Origin of the sequence: Nocardia sp. alder85J, from assembly GCF_020176955.2 — a bacterium.
In the GTDB taxonomy this organism is placed as follows: Bacteria; Actinomycetota; Actinomycetes; order Mycobacteriales; family Mycobacteriaceae; genus Nocardia.
Window position 1 is genome coordinate 264770 of the sequence record NZ_JAIUCZ020000003.1, and the last position, 19974, is coordinate 284743.

The 19974-nt window shown below is 69.5% G+C and carries 11 protein-coding genes, 1 tRNA gene and 1 pseudogene; 4 read left to right on the forward strand and 9 right to left on the reverse strand.

What is annotated here, in order from left to right:
* Positions 1 to 164 precede the first annotated feature (164 nt).
* From LBW94_RS12465 to LBW94_RS12480, 4 genes are all read right to left on the reverse strand, one after another.
* A complete protein-coding gene (locus LBW94_RS12465; protein ID WP_266270731.1) occupies positions 165 to 7604 on the reverse strand; it encodes a non-ribosomal peptide synthetase in 7440 nt (2479 codons plus the stop codon).
* 411 nt (positions 7605 to 8015) lie between these two features.
* On the reverse strand, positions 8016 to 8675 hold the full coding sequence (locus LBW94_RS12470) for an AMP-binding protein (RefSeq protein ID WP_225057709.1): 660 nt from the start codon (positions 8673 to 8675) through the stop codon (positions 8016 to 8018).
* Between the two features lie 55 nt (positions 8676 to 8730).
* Positions 8731 to 9714: a helix-turn-helix transcriptional regulator gene (locus tag LBW94_RS12475; RefSeq protein ID WP_225057708.1), complete on the reverse strand. Its 984-nt coding sequence runs from the start codon at positions 9712 to 9714 to the stop codon at positions 8731 to 8733.
* A 61-nt stretch (positions 9715 to 9775) separates the two neighbouring features.
* On the reverse strand, positions 9776 to 10495 hold the full coding sequence (locus LBW94_RS12480; RefSeq protein ID WP_416276875.1) for a M23 family metallopeptidase: 720 nt from the start codon (positions 10493 to 10495) through the stop codon (positions 9776 to 9778).
* 355 nt (positions 10496 to 10850) lie between these two features.
* Between LBW94_RS12480 and LBW94_RS12485 the strand changes: the two genes are divergently transcribed.
* On the forward strand, positions 10851 to 11894 hold the full coding sequence (locus tag LBW94_RS12485; RefSeq protein WP_225057707.1) for a nitronate monooxygenase: 1044 nt from the start codon (positions 10851 to 10853) through the stop codon (positions 11892 to 11894).
* 57 nt (positions 11895 to 11951) lie between these two features.
* Complete coding sequence (locus LBW94_RS12490) at positions 11952 to 12344, forward strand: SCO5389 family protein (RefSeq protein WP_225057706.1); 393 nt, start codon at positions 11952 to 11954, stop codon at positions 12342 to 12344.
* A 52-nt stretch (positions 12345 to 12396) separates the two neighbouring features.
* Here the strand turns inward: LBW94_RS12490 and LBW94_RS12495 are convergent.
* From LBW94_RS12495 to LBW94_RS12505, 3 genes and pseudogenes are all read right to left on the reverse strand, one after another.
* Positions 12397 to 13239 (reverse strand): annotated as a pseudogene (locus LBW94_RS12495) (SAM-dependent methyltransferase).
* Positions 13240 to 13361: 122 nt separating this feature from the next.
* Positions 13362 to 14693 (reverse strand): AMP-binding protein, encoded by a 1332-nt coding sequence (locus tag LBW94_RS12500; RefSeq protein ID WP_225057705.1) that lies wholly within the window; start codon positions 14691 to 14693, stop codon positions 13362 to 13364.
* A gap of 77 nt (positions 14694 to 14770) precedes the next feature.
* Positions 14771 to 16405: a long-chain fatty acid--CoA ligase gene (locus LBW94_RS12505; protein WP_225057704.1), complete on the reverse strand. Its 1635-nt coding sequence runs from the start codon at positions 16403 to 16405 to the stop codon at positions 14771 to 14773.
* 157 nt (positions 16406 to 16562) lie between these two features.
* Between LBW94_RS12505 and LBW94_RS12510 the strand changes: the two genes are divergently transcribed.
* Positions 16563 to 18047, forward strand: coding sequence for a flavin-containing monooxygenase (locus tag LBW94_RS12510; protein ID WP_225057703.1), 1485 nt, complete (start codon positions 16563 to 16565; stop codon positions 18045 to 18047).
* Positions 18048 to 18084: 37 nt separating this feature from the next.
* Positions 18085 to 18157: transfer RNA gene (locus tag LBW94_RS12515), tRNA-Arg, on the forward strand.
* Positions 18158 to 18307: 150 nt separating this feature from the next.
* On the opposite strand, the gene LBW94_RS12520 is transcribed toward LBW94_RS12515, so the two are convergent.
* Together LBW94_RS12520 and LBW94_RS12525 are read right to left on the reverse strand one after the other, a co-directional pair.
* Positions 18308 to 19018, reverse strand: coding sequence for a nucleotidyltransferase domain-containing protein (locus LBW94_RS12520; protein WP_225057702.1), 711 nt, complete (start codon positions 19016 to 19018; stop codon positions 18308 to 18310).
* A 6-nt stretch (positions 19019 to 19024) separates the two neighbouring features.
* Positions 19025 to 19936 (reverse strand): class I SAM-dependent methyltransferase, encoded by a 912-nt coding sequence (locus LBW94_RS12525; protein ID WP_225057701.1) that lies wholly within the window; start codon positions 19934 to 19936, stop codon positions 19025 to 19027.
* Positions 19937 to 19974 lie beyond the last annotated feature (38 nt).

Here is a 19974-nt window from a genome sequence, read left to right on the forward strand (position 1 = left end):
GTACCTGCGCTTCGCAGCGCCACCTGCATCCATCGCACGCGACGGCAACCTGCGTTACCGCCGCGCTGACATGCCCGGACCGGGCGGACCCGATCCGGTACTGGCGACCATTATTGTCCGATAGGCGCCCCGCTGGTCACCCCACGGCCGTGGTTCCCGTGCGATCACCGCTCGCCGACCGCTCCCGGCAGCAGTTCCGCCAGCGTGAGGATCGTCTCGACGGACCCGAATTGCGCGGGTGCGGGCCCCTGTTCGACCACCACCGCCAGCAGATCGGCCATCGGCTCCGCCTCCAGGCGCGCCAGCCCGGCGGCGTCGGTGACCAGATGGGTGACCCACTCCTCGGCCAGCGCCGCACCGGTCGGCTCGGCCGGGCCGACCACCACCGCCGCGCCCGCGGTACCCGCCGCCACCAGTTCCAGCAGGGCCGCCGGGGATTCGGCGGGCCCGGACCGGAAGGTGCGGGATTCGTAGGTCAGTTCGGTGCGGGCGCGCAGCCGGTCCACCGCGCCTGCCAGCTCGTCGTAACCGAACACCAGCTCGGCGGTGGCGTAGGCGGGGTCGGCGCCGCGCAGCGCGCGGATCCGGTTGGCATAGGTGACCGGGCGCGCGGACTCACCCGCGATCTCGGCCAGTACCGCCGGATCGTCCAGCGCCAGCCAGGAAGTGGCGTCACCGGGCGGGCGGGCCCCCGCGAGCGTGAGTCCGGCGTGGATCTCCAGTTCCGGCGGGGTGGCCGCGCTCGCGGGCACCACGGCGGCGCCGGCCTTCAGCACCGCCCAGACCGCCACGACGGCCTCGGCACTGCGGGGCAGCGCGAGCCGCACCCCGCTGCCCGGTCCGACCCCGCGGCCGATGAGCACCCGGGCCAGCCGTGAGGAGCGCGCGTCGAGTTCCTGATAGCCGACCGCGTCGTCGCCGTCGGCCACCGCCGGGGCCTCCGGATCGTCCTCCACCGCCGCGGTGAGCGCCTGGGCCAGGGCGGTGCCCAGCGTGCTGCCGGCGGCCTCGGGCCGCTCGGCCGCGACCGGTCCGGCCTGGTCGTCGTCGCGCAGTTCGATCGCCCCGAGCACGATCTGCGGATCGGCGGCGACCGCGGTCAGCACGCGCTCGAAGCGCCGCGCCAGCGTGCGCATCGTCGCGTCCTCGAAGAGGTCGGCGGCGTAGGTGAAGACGATGATCAGCTCGTCCGGGGCGCCGTCGGCGGTGTGCCGCGGCTCCACGGTCACCTGCACGTCGAACTTCGCCGCCACCGCATCGGAATCCAGGGCCGCGATCGTCAGGCCGGGCAGTTCCAGGGTGGGCTGCTCGGTGTTCTGGAACGACAGCACCACCTGGAACAGCGGGTTGTCACCGGCCGAGCGCGCACCCGAGCCGACCGCCTCGGCCACCCGCTCGAACGGCAGATCCGCGTTCGCGAACGCGGAAAGGTCCGCCTCCCTGGCGGTTTCGACCAGCGCGTCGAAGGTGTCGGTGGTGCGCACCGGGGTACGCAGGGTCAGCGTGTTGACGAACATGCCGACCAGATCGTCGAGCGCGCGTTCGCCGCGCCCGGCGATCGGCGTGCCGACGGTGATGTCGGCAATGTTCGACTGCCGCGCCAGCAGCGCCGCCAGCGCCGCGTGCACGACCATGAACAACGACGAATTGTGGTCGCGGGCAACGCGAACCAGGCCCTCGTGCACTGCGGCGGGCAGCAGTGAGCCGAACGACTCGCCGCGCATCGACGGCACCGCCGGGCGCGGCCGGTCCGGGCGCAGCACCGGAACCCCGGACAGTCCGGCCAGGGTGTCCCGCCAGAACCTCAACTGCTTTGCGGCGAGCGAATTCTCGTCGTCCTCGCTGCCCATCACGGTCCGCTGCCACAGCGCGAAATCGGCGTACTGCACTTCCAGTGGCGCCCAGCCGGGTTCGCCGCCCCGCGCGCGGGCGACGTAGGCGGTCACCAGATCCCGGGCCAGCGGGGCCATGGACGCGCCGTCACCGGCGATGTGGTGCACCACCAGCGCCAGCACGTGGTCGGCGCCCGCGTCGTCGAGCCGGATCAGCGTGGCCCGCACCGGAACCGTGCCGGTGACGTCGAATCCGGCCGCCATCGATTCCGCGATCCGGGCGAGCGGATCGGCGGCGGTCTGCACCGGCAGCCCGGCGGCGACCACCTCGGCGGCGGGCAGGATCTCCTGATACGGCAGCCCGCCCGGACCGTCGGCCGGGTACCGGGTGCGCAGCACCTCGTGCCGCTCGACCACATCGGCGACCGCCGCCCGCAGGGCCGCCACATCCAGTGCGCCGGTGAGCCGGATGGCCAGCGGGATGTTGTAGGCCGGCGACTGCGGATCGAGCTGGTTGATCACCCACATCCGCTGCTGCGCCAGCGACAGCGGAATCCGTGACCGGTCCGCGGCCGCGGGGCGGCGCATCGCGGTGAGTTTCGGTCGCACCGCACCGGCGGCCGCGCCCGGCACGATCCGCGCCGCCAGCGCCGCCACCGTCGACGCCTCGAACAGTTCGCGCACCGCCAGCCGCGTGTCCAGGGCCTCGTTGATCCGGGCGACCACCCGGGTGGCCAGCAGCGAATTGCCGCCGAGGGCGAAGAAATCGTCGTCGAGACCGACCCCGGGCCCGGTCTCCACACCGCGCAGCAGCCCGGCGAAGACATCGGCGACGGCCTGTTCGATCGGGGTGCCCGGCGCCCGGTACCCGGCGGCCGCGCCGGTGAATTCCGGTGCGGGCAGCGCCTTGCGGTCGAGCTTGCCGTTCGGGGTCAGCGGCAGCGCGTCCAGCACCACCACAACATCGGGAACCATGTAGCCGGTGAGGAATTCACCCACCGCCGCACGTAGCGCCGCCGGGTCGAGAGCGCGCGGCGCCGCCGGGTCGAGAGCGCGCGGCGCCGCCGGATCCGAGGCGCTCGCCTGGTCCGGGGCCGAATTCGCCTCGCCCACCACATATCCCACCAGCCGGTCGCCGGCGTGCTCGTCGGCGCGGACCACGGCCACCGCCTGACTCACCCCGGTGCAGGCCAGCAGGGCGGCCTCGACCTCACCGAGTTCGATCCGGAAGCCGCGCAACTGCACCTGCTGATCGCTGCGCCCGGCGTATTCCAGGGTCGCCTCGCCGCCGAATCCGGCCCAGCGGCCGACGTCCCCGGAGCGGTACATTCGCGCACCGGGCGCACCGAAGGGATTGGCCACGAACCGGGTCGCGGTCAGTCCGGGGCGGCCCAGATAGCCGCGGGACAGCTGCGCGCCCGCCACATACAGTTCACCGGCCACGCCGACCGGCGCCGGATGCATCCGATCGTCGAGCACATAGGTGTCCAGGCCGGGGAGCGCGCGGCCGATGACGCTGGCGGGATGTTCGGCCAGCAGTTCGTCCAGCGCCAGGAACGACACGTGCACCGTGGTCTCGGTGATGCCGTACATGTTGACCAGCTGCGGCGCGTCGGCGCCGTGCCGTTCGTACCAGCGTTGCAGCTGCCGCAGATCCAGCGCCTCGCCACCGAAGATCACGTAGCGCAGCGCGAATTTGCCCGCGACGGTGACCGATCCGGCGTCACCGACGGAGTAGGCCGCGCGATCCACCTCGGCCAGCTGGTAGAACGCCGACGGGGTCTGGTTCAGCACCGTCACCTGTTCGCGAACCAGCAACTCCCGGAACAGTTCCGGCGACCGCGAGGTCAGATAGTCGACCACCACCACGGCGCCGCCGTTGGCCAGCGCGCACCACAGTTCCCAGACCGAGAAGTCGAAGGCGAAGGAGTGGAACAGCGTCCACACGTCGGTCTCGTCGAAATCGAAGCGCAACTGGGTGTTCGCGAACAACTCCAGCACGTTGCGGTGGGTCACCCCGACACCCTTGGGCACACCGGTGGAACCGGAGGTGTAGATGACGTAGGCCAGATTGTCCGGGCGCAGCGGCGCGATCCGATCGGCGTCGGTCACCGGGCCGTCGGCGTCGTCGGCCAGCTCCTCCAGCAACAGCACGGGAACATCGGTGGCGGGCAACGCCTCCCGGCCCTCGGCGGTGGTGAGCACACAGGCCGGCGCGGCGTCGGCGAGCATGAACTCCAGCCGCTGCGCCGGATAGGCGGTGTCGATCGGCAGGTAGCCCGCACCCGCGACCAGCACCCCCAGCAGCGCCGCGGGCAGCTGCTCGGTGCGCGGAACAGCCACCGCCACCAGCGATTCCGGGCCCACGCCACGCTCGATCAGGGCCCGCGCGATGCGGTCGGCCCGGCGCTGCAACTCACCGAAGGTGACCGTGGTGTCACCGTAGCGGACCGCGACCGCGGCCGGGCGGCGCTTGGCCTGGGTGCAGATCAGGTCGACCAGCGTCACCGGCGGCACCTTGACACCCGGCGAATTCCATTCGTGCAGAACCAGTTCCCGCTCACCCGGGGCGAGCAGGTCGATATCGCCCACGGCCGCACCGGGATCGGCGACCACGGCGGCCAGCAGCCGGCCGAACCGCTCGGCGAAATCGGCCACCGTGGCCCCGTCGAACAGATCGGTGGCGTAGGTGAACGCCGCCGCCAGCCCGCGCGCGCCGCCACGTTCGTCGGTACGCTCGGCCAGCGCCAGTTGCAGGTCGAATTTGGCCAGCGGCACCGCCAGATCCACCGCCGACACCGCCAGACCGGGCAGTTCCAGCCGGGGAGCGGTCAGGTTCTGGAAGGTCAGCATCACCTGGAACAGCGGATGCCTGGCCGCCGAACGCACCGGATCCAGCAGTTCCACCAGCCGCTCGAACGGCACGTCCGCATGCCCGAACGCCGCCACGTCGCCCCGGCGGACCTGCGTGAGCAGCCCCTCGAAACTCACCGCCGGCTCGACCGCGGTCCGCAGCACCAGGGTGTTGACGAACATGCCGATCAGGTTGTCCAGCGCCGCGTCGCCGCGCCCGGCGACCGGGGTGCCGACGGCGATGTCACGGGTGCCCGACAACCGCGCCAGCAGCACCGCCAGCGCCGCGTGCAGCACCATGAACAGCGTCGAATTGTGCTGGTGCGCAAGCCTGTTCAGCCCAGTGTGGACATCGGCCGGGATCTCGAAGTCGACCGTCGCGCCCCGGTAGGAGGCCACCGCCGGGCGCACCCGGTCGGTCGGCAGGTCCAGTTGTTCCGGCAATGCCGCCAGGGTCCGCTGCCAGAAGGCGATCTGCTGGCCCAGCAGCGATTCCGGATCGTCCTCGGCGCCCAGGGTCTCGCGCTGCCACAGCGCGTAATCCGCGTACTGCACCGGCGGCGGCGCCCATTCGGGTGCGCCGCCGCGCAACCGGTCCAGATAGGCGGCCATCAGATCGCGGGTCAGCGGGGCCATCGAGAAGCCGTCGCCGGCGATGTGGTGCACCACGCAGACCAGCACGTGGTCGGCCTCGCCGAGCCGGATCGCCCGCAGCCGCAGCGGCGGGGCCGTGGTCACGTCGAAGCCCTCGGTCACCGCGGCCGCGATCAGGCCCGGCAGGTCGGCGTCGGCGCCCTCCAGCACCGGCAGGTCCGGCACCGCCCGCGGATCCGACAGCGGCAGCACCAGCTGGTACCCGTCACCGTCCAGGTCCGGATAGACGGTGCGCAGCACCTCGTGCCGCTGCACCAGATCCCGCACCGCCGCCCGCAGCGCGGACAGGTCCAGCCGGCCGGTCAGCCGCACCGCGATCGGGATGTTGTTGACCCCGCCCGCCGGATCGAAGCGGTTGAGGAACCACATCCGCTGCTGCGCGTAGGACAGTGGGACGCGCTCCGGGCGCGGCATCGGCCGCAGCTGTTGCCCGGCCGCGGCGCCCGCGTGCCGCTCCACCCGCTCGGCCAGCGCGGCCACCGTGGGCGTCTCGAACAGCGTCTGCACCGGCACCCGGGTGTTCAGCGCGGCGCCGATGCGGGCCGCCGCCTGCGCGGCCAGCAGCGAATTGCCGCCGAGTTCGAAGAAGTCGTCGTCGGCGCCGACCCGCGCCTCGTCGTCGCCCAGCAACAGCGCCGCGAACACGTCCGCGACGATCTCCTCCACCGGCGTGGAGGGCGCCCGGAACTCCCGCACCGCGAACTGCGGCTGCGGCAGCCGGGCCCGGTCCAGCTTCCCGACCGGGGTCAGCGGGATCTCGTCCAGCGTCATGATCGACGCCGGAATCATGTAGGCGGGCAGCGATTCCGCCAGGAAATCGGCCAGCACGGCGACATCGACCAGTGCGTCGGGGCGCGGCAGCACATAGGCCACCAGCGCGGTGGCGCCCGACGGCAGCTGCCGGCCGAGGGTGACGGCGTAGTCGATGTCCGGATGCGCGGTGAGGGCGTTGTCGATCTCGCCCAGCTCGATCCGGAAACCGCGGATCTTGACCTGGAAGTCGGAGCGGCCCAGATATTCGATGGTGCCGTCGGATTCGTTGCGGCGCACCAGGTCGCCGGTGCGGTACAGGCGGGCGCCGGGTTCGAAGGGCGCGGCGACGAAGCGTTCCGAGGTCAGTCCCGGCCGGCCCAGATAGCCCTGTGCCAGTGCCGGTCCGGCCAGATACAGCTCGCCGACCACCCCGGCGGGCACCGGTCGCAGCCGGCCGTCCAGCACGAAGGCGCCGACCCCGGAGATCGCGGTGCCGATGGTGATCGGCGTGCCCGCGGCCAGCGGCGTGGTGGAGGTGGCCAGGATGGTCGCCTCGGTGGGGCCGTAGCCGTTGTGGAACAGCCGCCCGTCCCGGGCCCAGCGGGCCACCAGCTCCGGGCCGAACCGGTCGCCCGCGACCACGACCACCCGCAGTTCGGGCAGCCCGGCCGGATCCACCGACTCCAGCGCGCCGGGAGTGATCAGCATGTGCGAGACCCGTTCCCGCCGCAGCAGATCCGCCAGCTCGAAGCCGCCGAACACCGACGGCGGCGAGACCACCAGCGTGGCGCCGGCGGAGAAGGTCAGCAGCAGTTCCAGCACCGAGACGTCGAAGTTCGGCGAACAGACGTGCAGCACGCGGGAATCGGCGTCGACCGCGTAGTGCTCGCGTTCGGCGGCGACCAGTCCGCCGAGACCGGTGTGGGTGACCACGACACCCTTCGGGCGGCCGGTGGACCCGGAGGTATAGATGACATAGGCCGGATGCTGTTCGGTCACCGGCCGGGTGCGGTCGGTGTAGGAGATCGGATGCGACGGGCGGGCCGACACGATGTCACGGGTGGCGTCGTCGTCGAGGGCCAGCCAGGCCAGGCCGTTGCCGAGCGCGGGCCGATGCGCCGCGGTGGTCAGGCCCAGTACCGCACCGGAATCCGCCACGATGTGCGCGATCCGGTCCGCCGGATAGGACGGATCCACCGGCACGTACGCCGCACCCGTCTTGGCGATGGACCACACCGCCAGCACGGATTCCAGCGACCGGGCGATGCCGATCGCCACCACGTCCCCGGCGCCGACGCCGCGGGCGATCAGTTCCCGGGCCAGCTGCGAGGACGCCTCGTCCAGCTCCCGATAGGTGAGCTCACGCACCGACTCCGGGGATTCGGCATCGGCGTAGCGGACGGCCACCGAATCGGCTGCGGACTCGACCGCGGCGGTGAGCAGCTGCCCGAACAGCGGAGCGCTCGACCGGCGACGACGACTTCCGCGAGCAGAACGACCGGCGGTTTCCATCCGTGTGCTTCACCTCTCGACCTGATCGAACGATCGCCGCGGCGCGCCGCGCCGGTGCCGGAATTCCCGGCCGACCGTTCGAGTAACAACCAACGTACGTAGTTCCCGACGACCCCCGAAGTCCATACGTCAGTCCACAAGCGCTCCGATATCGTGAGTAGCCAACCAATCCCTGCCCGACACATGGACGTCGGCGTGCGGGGACCGAGCAAGGGTACGGGTTGCGCACGAATCGGCGCCTCGCATCTGCTCGTCACACCACAAGCCGCGATGCGTCCAGCGGACCGTCCGGACAGTACCCGTCCGGCCAACCGCTGTCACATACCGGTGTCCAACCTGCCGCGACATTCGACTCATCCATCGTCGGCGGCCCTGCGAGGCGTTACCGCGAGTACGGTACGGCATGGTGATCTAAATCACGACCAAGGTCGAACCGGAATTCGCGGCGGCCGCGATGGCGGCCACCGCACTCGCTCTACCAGCGATGTCGCGTTCGGCCCAGCGCAATTCGCAGTCCGGCGCCGCCGCGCCCAGCCGACCGGCCCGGACGGCCAGGTCGTCGAAACTCCAGCAGGCCCCCGCCGCGACGACCGCGGGATCGGTACCGCGCAGGATGCCGCGGCGGACGGCATGGGTGACCGGCCGGGCCGAGCGGACGGCGAGTTCGGCGCGTACCACCGGATCGTCGAGAGCCAGCCAGGCCGGGGCCACAGCCATCGTGATGCCCACCCGGGCGTACGGCCCGGCCGGTGCGCCCGGCGGCACCGGTACCACCGCCGCACCGGCCAGCAGTACCGCCCAGACCACCGGCACCGGTTCGGCGCCGTACTCCAGCCGGACCGCGACGCCGATGCCGGGACCGCAGCCCCGGTCGATCAGCAGTCGGGCCAGCCGGGATGCACGGGAAGCAAGTTCGGCGCAACTGAGCACACCGTCGGCCGCCAGCACGGCGGGACGGTCGGGATCGCCGTCGGCGAGGTCGTAGAGCCATCGCGACAGCGCGGCGCCACCGGCCGTCCTCCGGATCGCCGGGCTCGCCGTGGGCGGACCGGAGCGACCCACATCTCGCACAAATCTATTTCACACCAGACTCCCCGCTGGTGTACAGCAACCGAAAGTCCGGGCTTTACAGCCAGCCCCGGCGCATGGCCTGCACCCCGGCCTGGAATCTGGTGCTGGCGCCCAGCCGTTCCAGCAGTGCCGCGGTGCGCCGCACCACGGTTCGCCGCGACATGCCGAGCCGGCGGGCGATGGTGTCGTCGGTGGCACCCAGCCCCATCAGCGTGAGGATCGCACGGTCGCGTTCCTCCAGTGGCTCGTTCGGATTCACCGAGATCGGCGCGGCCATCGCCCAGAGCACGTCGAAGGTGTGGATCAGCAGGTCCAGCATCGGCGAGGGGCCGACCCGGATGCCGATCGGATCACCGCGGCGCTCGTCGTGATGCAGCATCAGCGCCGCTCGTTCGCCGTCGGCGATCAGCACCTTCAGCGGCGGATCCGGCAGTGTCCGGGCCTGTGCCCCGGCCGAATTGGTGGACAGCGCGAACCGCAGCCGATCCGGATCCTGATAGATGTTGTCCTGATAGAGCGTCTGATACCGGACGCCCGCGGCGATCCGCGCGGACTTCAGCTCGAACAGCCGCTCTGCCCGTTCGCCCTCGCAGAGGAACGGGCCGCGTTCCACCAGCCGCACGCCGCTGCGCGCGGACTGCTGCAACTCCTCGAATTCCGCCACCATGTCCCGGATCTCGTAGATCGGGGCGGTCGCACCCGCACCGCGCGACGACCGCCGCACGGAACGGAAGGTCTCGCCCAGCCGGGCCGCGGCCGCGTGCATCCGGGCGATCTCCTGTTGCCGGCGCCGGGACTCGGCCTCCGACAACACCTCCGGTGCGTGCGCATCCCAGACGGCAATGCCGTTGGTATCGATGCGCACCACCGCCTGCATCTCGCACAACGCCTCCAGCGAGGCCGCGACGGCGCCGGACGGACGGTCCAGATGGGCCGCCAGTTCCGCGAGTGTCGACCGCGGATGCGCCACCAGCGCCGCATAGGTGCGCCCGTGTGGGGAATCATGCTCGAACAGTTGCTGAAAACTCGTAACATTCATCGTGCCGTGCGTCATCACAGTGTGCTGCTGACGGACGGCAACTCCGATTCCCACCATTGTTCTATTCCTGTCCGGGACCCCATTGCTGTTGTGAGAGAACGACTCCCCTGGACGCCAGGTACGGCTGTGGGTCGATCCGGGTCCCGTCGGGATCCCAGATCTCCAGGTGCAGATGCGGTCCGGTGGAATCACCGCGGTTGCCGACGGTGGCGATCACATCGCCCGCGTTCACCCGCTGACCGACCTGCGCCATGATTTCGTTGACGTGCCCGTAGACGGCGGTGGTGCCGTCGTCCTGGTGCACCCGCACCCACAATCCGAATCCGGAGGCGGGCCCGGCGTCGATCACCGTGCCGCTCTCGACGGAATGGATGGGCGTGCCGATCGAGTCGGCGAAGTCGACCCCGTAGTGGAAGGCGCCCCAGCGGCCGCCGTACCCCGAGGTCATCACGCCCGCGACCGGCCGCACGGTGGCAGCCGGGGTCGCTTGCTGTTGCAGGCTCTTGATCACCTGCTCCGCCTGGGACAGTGGCCCGGCCACTTCCGGCGGCAGGTTCTGCAAGCCGAACGGCGCCGCGTCGGTGGTGACATCGGTTGCGGCCTCGGCGATCTCGGCCGCCTGCGGGGCGGCCTGGGCCACCTGGGCCACCGGCTCCGCGGGCTGCGACGCCGCGGGCTCGACGGTGTCGGCGTCGTAGCCGGACAGCGGCGCGGCCTGCGCGAGCTGCGCGGTGGTGATCAGCGCGCCCGCCGCCATCGCGGCGCTCGCGGCCAAACGCACATGTCCACTCGAGCGAGGCTCGGGACGACGCCTCGTGGTCCGACTCGCCGCACTCTCGCCGCGCAGATCTTCCAACAATTCCTTCACAGATACCGAACTGGCGGTAACACGGTGCTGCGGCAAGGCTCGTCCTAGCGTCGGTCAAACTTCAGTCTGCTCTGCTGCCGACTCCGAATCCCTCAGCAGGAACTCGAGATCCGAAACTCCGGATTCGGTAACGATTCGGCATCCGCTGTGATGGAAACTGTACTCTGTCGTGACCATTTCGCAACCTTCTGCACAAACTCCAGGTGAGGGCGAGATCACCGGGCCCGGCGCTGCCCGAATCCGCAATCGCCCGAGTAACACTGGGGGCATGATCCTCGATGATGTGCGGGTCCCGATCGTGCTGTCCCCGATGGCGGGTGGTCCGTCCACGCCGGAGCTGGCAGTTGCCGTTTCCGAGGCCGGCGGGCTCGGTTTCCTCGCCGCCGGCTATCTCGACGCGACCGAGATGTCACGGCGCATCGCCCGCATCCGGTCAGCGACCGCCGCGCCCTTCGGCGTCAATCTCTTCGTGCCGGGCGCACCCACCCCGCCGGACCGCTACGCCCGGTATCTCGGCGAACTCGGCCGCGAATTCTCGCTCGGCAGCGCGCGATTCGCGACCGACGACTGGGACGCCAAACTGAACGCGCTGGTCGAGACGCCGATCCCGGTGGCGTCCTTCGCCTTCGGCTGCCCGGTCGCCGCCGATATCGCGCGGCTGCACGCCGCGGGCACCGAAGTGTGGGTCACCGTCACCAGCGTGGCCGAGGCCCGGCTGGCGGCCGAGTCCGGCGCCGATGTGCTGATCGCCCAGGGCGCCGAGGCCGGCGGCCACCGCGCGGGCTTCACCGATTCACCCGCCGACGACGGCTGCGATCCACTCACCACTCTCGCACTGCTGCAACTGCTCACGGCCGCGGTGTCCCGGCCGATCGTCGCCGCCGGCGGGATCGCGACCGGCGCCGGCATCGCCGCGGTCCTGGCCGCCGGCGCCGCGGCGGCCCAACTGGGCACCGCCTTCCTGCGCTGCCCCGAGGCGGGTACGGTCGCAGCCCATCGCGAGGCGCTGGCGCTCGACACCCCGACCATGCTGACCCGTGCGTTCACCGGCCGCCGAGCCCGCGGCCTGCGCAACCGCTTCATCCTGGACCACCCCGACGCACCCTCGGCCTACCCCGAGATCCACTACGCCACCGGACCGTTGCGGCAGGCCGCCCGGACCGCAGGCGATGCCGAGAACATCAACATGTGGTCCGGACAGGCACATTCGCTCATCACCGGGGAACCCGCCGCCGAGCTGGTGGGCCGCCTGGCGCGCGAAACGAAAGATGCTCTGGAAGCGGCACTTTCACGAAAGTTCCAGTCTTGTTGACAACGTTTTTCGTTTAGAATCGAGTGGCATCATCCGCCATCCCACAAGGAGAGCGTTATGTCACTGGACGTTCCATCCGCGCTGCTCGAACGTGCCGAACGCGGTGAGGTCTCGGACGACGAGTTCGTCGACTGCGTCCGCAGCTCACTGCCCTACGCCTACGAGGTGGTCAGCCGCGTGGTGTCCGATCTGCACACGGGCACGGCCGAATTCGCGGACAACCTGATCGCCCCACCGGACGAGACGGCGCGCGGCCAGTTGCTGCGCGCCCTGGCCTCCGACGCCATTCGTGGTGGCCTGGAGCGCCATTTCGGCGTCAAGCTCGCCTTCCAGAACTGTCACCGGGTCGCGGCCTTCCCGCTCGCGTCCGTCGGCGGCGACACCTACTCCACCTTCATCTCGACCCGGGCCCAGTTGCTGAACCAGAGCCCGGAACTGCGTAACTGCTAGTAGCCCACACGATTACGGGTCCCATCCGGGCGCGCCCCGGGTGGGACCCGGGTCAGCCCTTGCGTCCGATGCCCGCCCAGAGCAGCGCGGAATCGGACGCCCCCGCGAGGTCGACGGCGGTGTCCCCGGCCAGATCCGGCCGCCAGGCCGAGACCGGCACGATGCCCGGCGCCAACAGTTCGGTGCCGCAGAACAATTCCTCGAACTGTGCCCGGCTGCGCGCGCACTGCGCCAGGCCGCCGCGCTTGCCCAGTTCGACGATGCGCAGCACCCCACGCAGATTGGTGTCACCGGTCAGATGGGTGATCACCAGCGCGCTGCCGGGCGGCACCGCGTCCAGCAGACTTCCCAGGATCGCCTGCGGATCGTCCGCGTCCAGGATGTACATCATGATGGCGACCAGCATGATCGCCACCGGCCGGCCGCGGTCCAGATTCCCGGTGAAGGCCGGATCGGTCAGAATCTATTGCGGGTCACGCAGATCCGCGTGGATGAAGGCGGTGCGCCCCTGCGGCGTGCCCTTCATCAGGGCGCGCGCGTGCACCATCACGATCGGATCGTGGTCCACGTAGACCACCCGGGCCGCCGGATCCACCAGCTGCGCCACCTCATGGGTGTTGCCCGCGGTCGGAATTCCGGTGCCGATGTCGAGAAACTGCGTGATTCCGTATTCCCGCACCAGACACCGCACCGCCCGCCCCAGGAATGCGCGATTGGCCCGCGCCGCGACCATCACATCGGGCACCTCGGCGACGATGGCGTCACCGAGAGCGCGATCGGGCGGGTAGTGGTCGCGGCCACCCAGCCAATAGTCGTAGACCCGGGCCGGGTGTGGCACGGTAACGTCGATTTTCGTCGACAACCGGGCGTGCGCCCCGGCTGGGCTGTCCGACATCGCTTTCCTCTTCGCCGCAGGACGTGGAACAGAATATTCGGCTCACCAGCACCCGGACACCGATTCGGTCGATCGCACCCGAACAGCCCGAATACGTCCCTTCCGGAGGATCCGCAGGAATTCTACCGGCGCGAATCCCCGTATCCCACGGGATCACCCGCGGCCTTCGCACCGGCGGCCCGGCCGTCGACGAAAAGCCTTCCGCCGGCGTCGAAATGACCGATGTCACCGGTGGCGAGCAAACCTCCCGGCCCGCCGGTGAACGGAACCGCATTGCCCACCACGATGCGCCCGGTGACCCCGGGAGGCGCTTCGCCCCCGGCCTCGTCGAGCACCTTCACCACCGCCCCCAGCACCGGCCGCCCCGCACATCCGGGTTCGGCGTCCAGATCCGCGGGCGTGGCGACGGTCGCGCACCCGACCGCCACCGACCCGTAGACGTGATGCACCACCGGCCCGAACACCCGCGCCGCGCGGCGGCACAATTCCGCCCCCAGCCGCGGCCCACCGACCAGCACCACCCGCAGCGCCCCCAGATCCCGCTCCGCGAACAGCAGTGGATCCAGTTCGACGATGCGCGACAACATCACCGGCGCCGCGACCAGCACCCCCGCCCGATGCCGCGCGACGCTGTCGATCACCCGCCGCGGCTCGAACCGCCGCCGCACCACCAGCGTCGACCCCAGCCCGAACGCCAGCACCGCCATCGTGAAACCCAGCGTATGGAAAAGCGGCACAGGACATTCCGTCACCTCGCGGGTGCGCAACGGCACCCGGCTCAGCATCGTCCCCAGCGGCCGCAACGACCACGGCCCGGCCCCGCCCGCGACCCCGCCGTCGGGCAGCACCACCACCGCGATCGTGGCCGGCGGTGGCGGTGGCACGGAAGACCCTGCGGCGATGAGGGTTTCGAGACTGCGCAGATGCGGCGAATCGGTCCACGCGCGATACGCCCCGCGCCGCGGGCTCAGCGTGCCGAGCACCCCCTCGAACTCCTGGTCGTAGACCAGCAGATCCACCCCCGGCCGCACCGCCGCCGCCGGCAGCCGCACCCCCGCGAAATCCGGATTCAGCAACAGGATTCGCGCCCCGCACTTGGCGGCGGCGAACAACGCGTCGAACAACCCGCGATGATTGCGAACCAGCAGCGCCACATGTTCCCCGGCCCGTAACCCCCGCTTGCGCCACTCGTTGGCCAGCCGGGTGGACCGATCATCGAGCTCCGCATAACCCAGCGCACCCAGCTCATCGATCAGCGCCGCCCGGCCACCCCATCGCCGAGCCGAAAAGGTCAGCGCCGCAACAAGATTCCCGTACCGCGCCAACGCCGCCCCGGCCGCCGGATAGGCCCCCGCCGCCCGCACCCCGAGCAGCCCCGCCCCCGCGCACAACCGCAGATATTCGGCCTCGGTCCAGGCTCGCCGCCCCAGCGCACGCCACACGTCATCGGCCACGATGCCACTCCTCCCCCACGCCCGACGGCGGGACCGGGCCCAGGGTATCCGCCCCGGGCCCGTCCCGACTACGGCCACTACAGCTTCACGACCTCCAGCTCCCCGTCCGAATACCGCGCCCGCAGCCGCTTCTTGTCGAACTTGCCGACGCTGGTCTTGGGCACCTCGTCGATGAAGGTCCAGTACTCCGGCAACTGCCACTTGGCGAACTTGCCGGCCAGAAAGTCCCGCAACTCCACCGGCTCCGCACTCGCGCCCGGCTTGAGCACGACCGCGACCAGCGGCCGCTCGTCCCACTTGGGATCGGGAATCCCGATCACCGACGCCTCGGCCACCGCCGGGTGCCCGATGATCGCGTTCTCCAGATCGACCGAGGAGATCCACTCCCCACCGGACTTGATCACATCCTTGGTGCGATCCACGAGGGTGAGGTACCCGTTCGGCGTGATCCGCCCGACGTCACCGGTGCGCAACCATCCGTCGTCGAACTTGTCCGGATCGACCTCCACCCCATCCGGCGAGTAGTACGACCCGGTGATCCAGGGCCCACGCACCTCCAACTCGCCGACGGCCTTCCCGTCGTTCGGCAGCACGGTCCCGTCGTCGGCGACCACCCGGGCCCGCACCGAGGCCGGGAACAACCCCTGGCTGTACCGGTACTGCCACTCCTCCTCGCCGGTCACCCCGGTCGGCGCATGCGACACGCTCCCCAGCGGCGAGGTCTCGGTCATCCCCCAGGCGTGCAGCAACCGCACCCCGTACTTCTCCTGGAAGGCATGCATCATCGCCGGCGGCAGGGCAGCCCCGCCGACCACCACGGTCCGCAGATGCGCGATGTCCTGCGGCGCGGCCTCCAACTGCGCCAGCACCCCACCCCAGATGGTCGGCACCGCGGCCGCGAAGGTCGGCTGCTCCGAAGCCATCATCTGCAACAGCGGCCCCGGCTGGAGGAACCGATCCGGCATCAGCACATTGGCCCCCGACATCATCGCCGCATACGGCAACCCCCACGCATTGGCGTGGAACAGCGGCACGATGGCCAGCACATTGTCCGAAGCGGTGAACCCCATCCCGTTCGGCGAGATCACCTGCATGGCATGCAGCCAATTCGACCGATGCGAGTACACGACCCCCTTCGGATCCCCCGTGGTCCCCGAGGTGTAGCACATCCCCGCCGCCGACTTCTCGTCCACGACCGGGAAGTCGTACTCGGTGGGCTGCCCCGCCAGCAGCTCGTCCCACGCGTGCACCCGCACCCCCTCGGGCGCCACGATCGTCCCCGCATCCCCATTGACCACGATGACGTGCCGCACCGTCCGCAACAACGGCAGGTACTGGTTGAACATCGGAACCAGCGTCCCGTCGACGATCACCACCTGGTCCTCGGCGTGATTGGCGACGAAGACCAACTGCTCCGGAAACAACCTGATGTTGAGCGCATGCAACACGGCCCCCATCGCCGGCACCGCCGCGTACACGCACATGTGTTCGTTGTTGTTCCACATGAACGTGCCGACCCGATCCCCGATGCCGACGTCCAGCCCCCGCAACGCGTGCGCCAGCTGCGCCCCCCGCTCCCCCAACTCGCGATACGTCATGGTCCGAACCCCGTCGCCGGTCCAGGTGGAGACCGTGGAGTCCCCCTGGAAGGTGGCGGCGTACCGCAACAGAGTCGCCAGCGAAAGCTGCTCGTCCTGCATCGTGCTCAACATAAGTGTCAGTCCTCCTTCGGCCGGTTCCGAGCAAGTGAAACCGGTCACATTCGGCGAGGATAGCCGAAGCTTCACGCGTGCAGGACACTGGCCGGAAATATAGATCCGTGGCCCCGGATCTCTTCGGAACCCCGGGTCACGAGCCTACCCTCGAGGAATGAGCACCACCCCCACCATCCTGATCATCGGCGCCGGTTTCGCGGGGCTGGGCATGGGCCTGGAATTGCGCCGGGCCGGGATCGAGAGTTTCTCGATCGTCGAGCGGGCCGGGGATCTGGGTGGGGTGTGGCGGGAGAACACGTACCCCGGCGCGGCCTGCGACGTCCCGTCACCGTTGTACTCGTGGTCCTTCGCCCCGAAAACCGATTGGCCCCGGCGGTTTTCACCCCAGCGGGATATCCACGAGTACATGCGAACGGTGGCAACGGAATACGGCCTGGTGGAACGCATCCGATTCGGCACGGAGGTCTCGGATGCGGAATTCGATGAGACCCGGGGCATTTGGCTGGTCCGGACCACCGACGGCGAGGTGCTGACCGCGGACGTCCTGATCCCCGCCGTGGGCCAGCTGTCCCGCCCCGCACTCCCCGACATCCCCGGGGTGGGCACCTTCACCGGCCCGGCCTTCCACTCCGCCGAGTGGAACCACGAGGTCGACCTCACCGGCAAACGCGTCGCCTGCATCGGGACCGGAGCCAGTGCGATCCAATACATTCCACAGATCCAGCCGAAGGCAGGCCACCTCACCCTCTACCAGCGCTCGGCAGCCTGGGTCCTCCCCAAATTCGACACCGAATACACTCCGCGCCACCACCGGATGTTCCGCCGCTTTCCCCTGACCCGCCTGGCCGAACGCTTCGCCATCTGGCTGTTCTTCGAGGTGATGGCCCTGTCCCTCACCGACCTCCCCTGGCTCCGCCACCCCGCCACCCTGCTCGCGAATCGCTACCGCACCCAACAGGTCCCGGACCCCGAGCTGCGAGCCAAACTCACCCCCGACTACGCCCCCGGCTGCAAACGCGCCCTCTTCTCCAACGACTATTTCCCCGCCCTGACCCAGCCCAACGTCACAGTGGAGACAACGGCCATCGAGGCCATCACCCCCACCGGCCTCCGCACCACCGACGGCGTAGACCACGAAGCCGACGTGATCATCTACGGCACCGGCTTCAAAGGCACCGAATTCCTCGCCCCCATGACCATCTCCGGCACCGCCGGCCGCAAACTCGCCGACATCTGGTCCCCCGAAGGCGCCCGCGCCTACCTGGGTATCTCCGTCCCCGGCTTCCCGAGCATGTTCCTCATGTACGGCCCGAACACCAACGTCGGCTCCGGATCGATCATCTACATGCTGGAATCCCAGGCCCGCTACATCCGGCAAGCCGTCCAATACCTGACCAGCCACCCCGGCCAGGCAGTATCGGTCCGCCCCACCGCCGAACAGTCCTGGGACACCTGGCTCCAACCCCGCCTCCGCCACACCCCCTGGAACCTCTGCTCCAGTTGGTACCGCAACGCCTCCGGCCGCATCACCAACAACTGGCCGGGCGCCACCCTGCTCTTCCGCCGCAAGACCCGCCGCTTCGACCCGGCGGTCTACGACACCCTCCGTACGCCGAGCCCCACCGACCAGGCAATGTAGCCCCGGCCCACACCCACCCGGTAGTCTGACCGGGTCCGCCTCCGTAGCTCAGGGGATAGAGCGACCCTCTCCTAAAGGGTAGGCCGCAGGTTCGAATCCTGCCGGGGGCACGTACAGCATCTGCACAATCGGTGTCTGCCGTGTGGGAGTGTCAGGATTTTTCCGACAGACCCCCACCATGGGTAGGACGAGGTCGTGACCAGACATAGTTTCGAGTAGTCGGTACTCGGCTCCATACCTGTCGATGTGGCGCAGATCGGTCAGTGCGCGATAGTCGTCCTCTGGTGCGCGTCAATGGCGACTTCGCGCCAATGCTTGATCCATCGATCGAGCGGGGGAGGCTGCCTCGGTGGCTGTAGCCGATCTCTCCATGCGAGGTAGTTCGGATTCCGGTCGACCGGATAACGCGGGGTCTTGTTACCGACGGTGATGGGATCAACTTTCCATTCGGCCCATTCTCGTGCGGCGATGCTGAATGGTTGCTCATCGACCGACCTAGCTGCGATAAGCCTGTTGTATCCGATGTGGTTCAGTAGCGTTGTCGCGCACTGGGCGGTGTATACGGCCCGACCGGTGAGTGGGATTCCCGTCGCGCCCATGCTGACCCAATAGCGGTACGGGCGGTCTTCAGGGCATAGACGCAGCTGTGGCCCGGTCTGCAGGTCGAAAGCGCCACCGGCGATCCCAGCGTCGAGATCCGCCGCGTAGCACACTTCGCCTGGCCATTGCAGATCAGGCGACCGTTCGAAAAGGGCGTGGAGATGAATGTAGTTGCGGGTGAATGCCTCTCGTCGTTGTGTGGCCTGTGCGATAGGTAGATCGTCGGGCAAGACGACGAGGAGGTCGATATCGCTGTCGAGCGTGTCGGTGTCGGTGGCCGCGCTGCCGGTCAGGCAGGCGAAGACGGGTGTGCCGGCGAATGCATCGTGTACCGCCGCAGTTGCGGCGTCTACGAGGTCGGTGGTGGGCACCGCGGTTCACCGGAATTCGCGTGGCAGGTGGGCTGCGGGATCGCTACTTGCGTGAAAGTCCACCAGATGGACACCGCTGGGCATGAGGACGCGGCCATCGCCGCGTTCATGGGCTCTGGCGAAGTCGGTGATCTCCATAACGACTTCAGGGTCGTCGACGAGACCAGCGAAGCTGTTGAGATGGCCGATGCGGAACCATTGGAGAGCCGCGTCGACGTTCAGGGTGACGGCGACGCCGGGGACGCGGCGGGTGGTGAGTTGCCCTCGCCCGGCTGCCTCGGCATCGTGGAGTTCGCGTAAGAGCAGGTTCCAAGTGAAGTCGCGGCCGGTGCCGGGGAAGGGGTGGACACGCTCCCATAGGCGGGTGACGAGGCGCTGTTCAGGGGTGGCGGCGTCGAAGAACAGCATCACCAGCCGTCCACCGGGGGCGAGGAGGTCGATGAGGTGAGTTATGAGGGCGTGTGCTCGTGCGGTGCCGGCGTCGAGGTCGCCTGTGACCGTGACGCCGTCGGCGGTGGTGGTTTCGAAGCATTCGAGCAGCGGGTAGCTCATCGACCAGAACGATCCGACGAGATCGAATCGGCGGTGTTGCTCAGCGAATTGCGCCACGATGGTCTCGGTATCGACGCAGTGCGCTTCGGCGGCGGGAAACCTGCTGCTGAATCGGGCGATCATGCCGGAACTCTTGTCGGTGCCGGTCAAGGTATCGGCGTAAGCCGCCAGAGCAGAGGTCACGCGGCCCGGCCCGCATCCGAGATCGAGGGCATGTAAGCCGTTGTGCTGGCGAGGGTTTCCGTAGACATCATGGAGGTGATCGCGGACGAGGTCGATGTCTTCGCGGCCGAAGTAGTAGTGCGGCGGCAACATGTCCTCGTAGACCTGGGCGTCGGCATAGCCAATGTTGAACGGCTCGGTCACGGGCGGGGACCTTTCTGGAGCGCTGGTGGTCTCGCAGA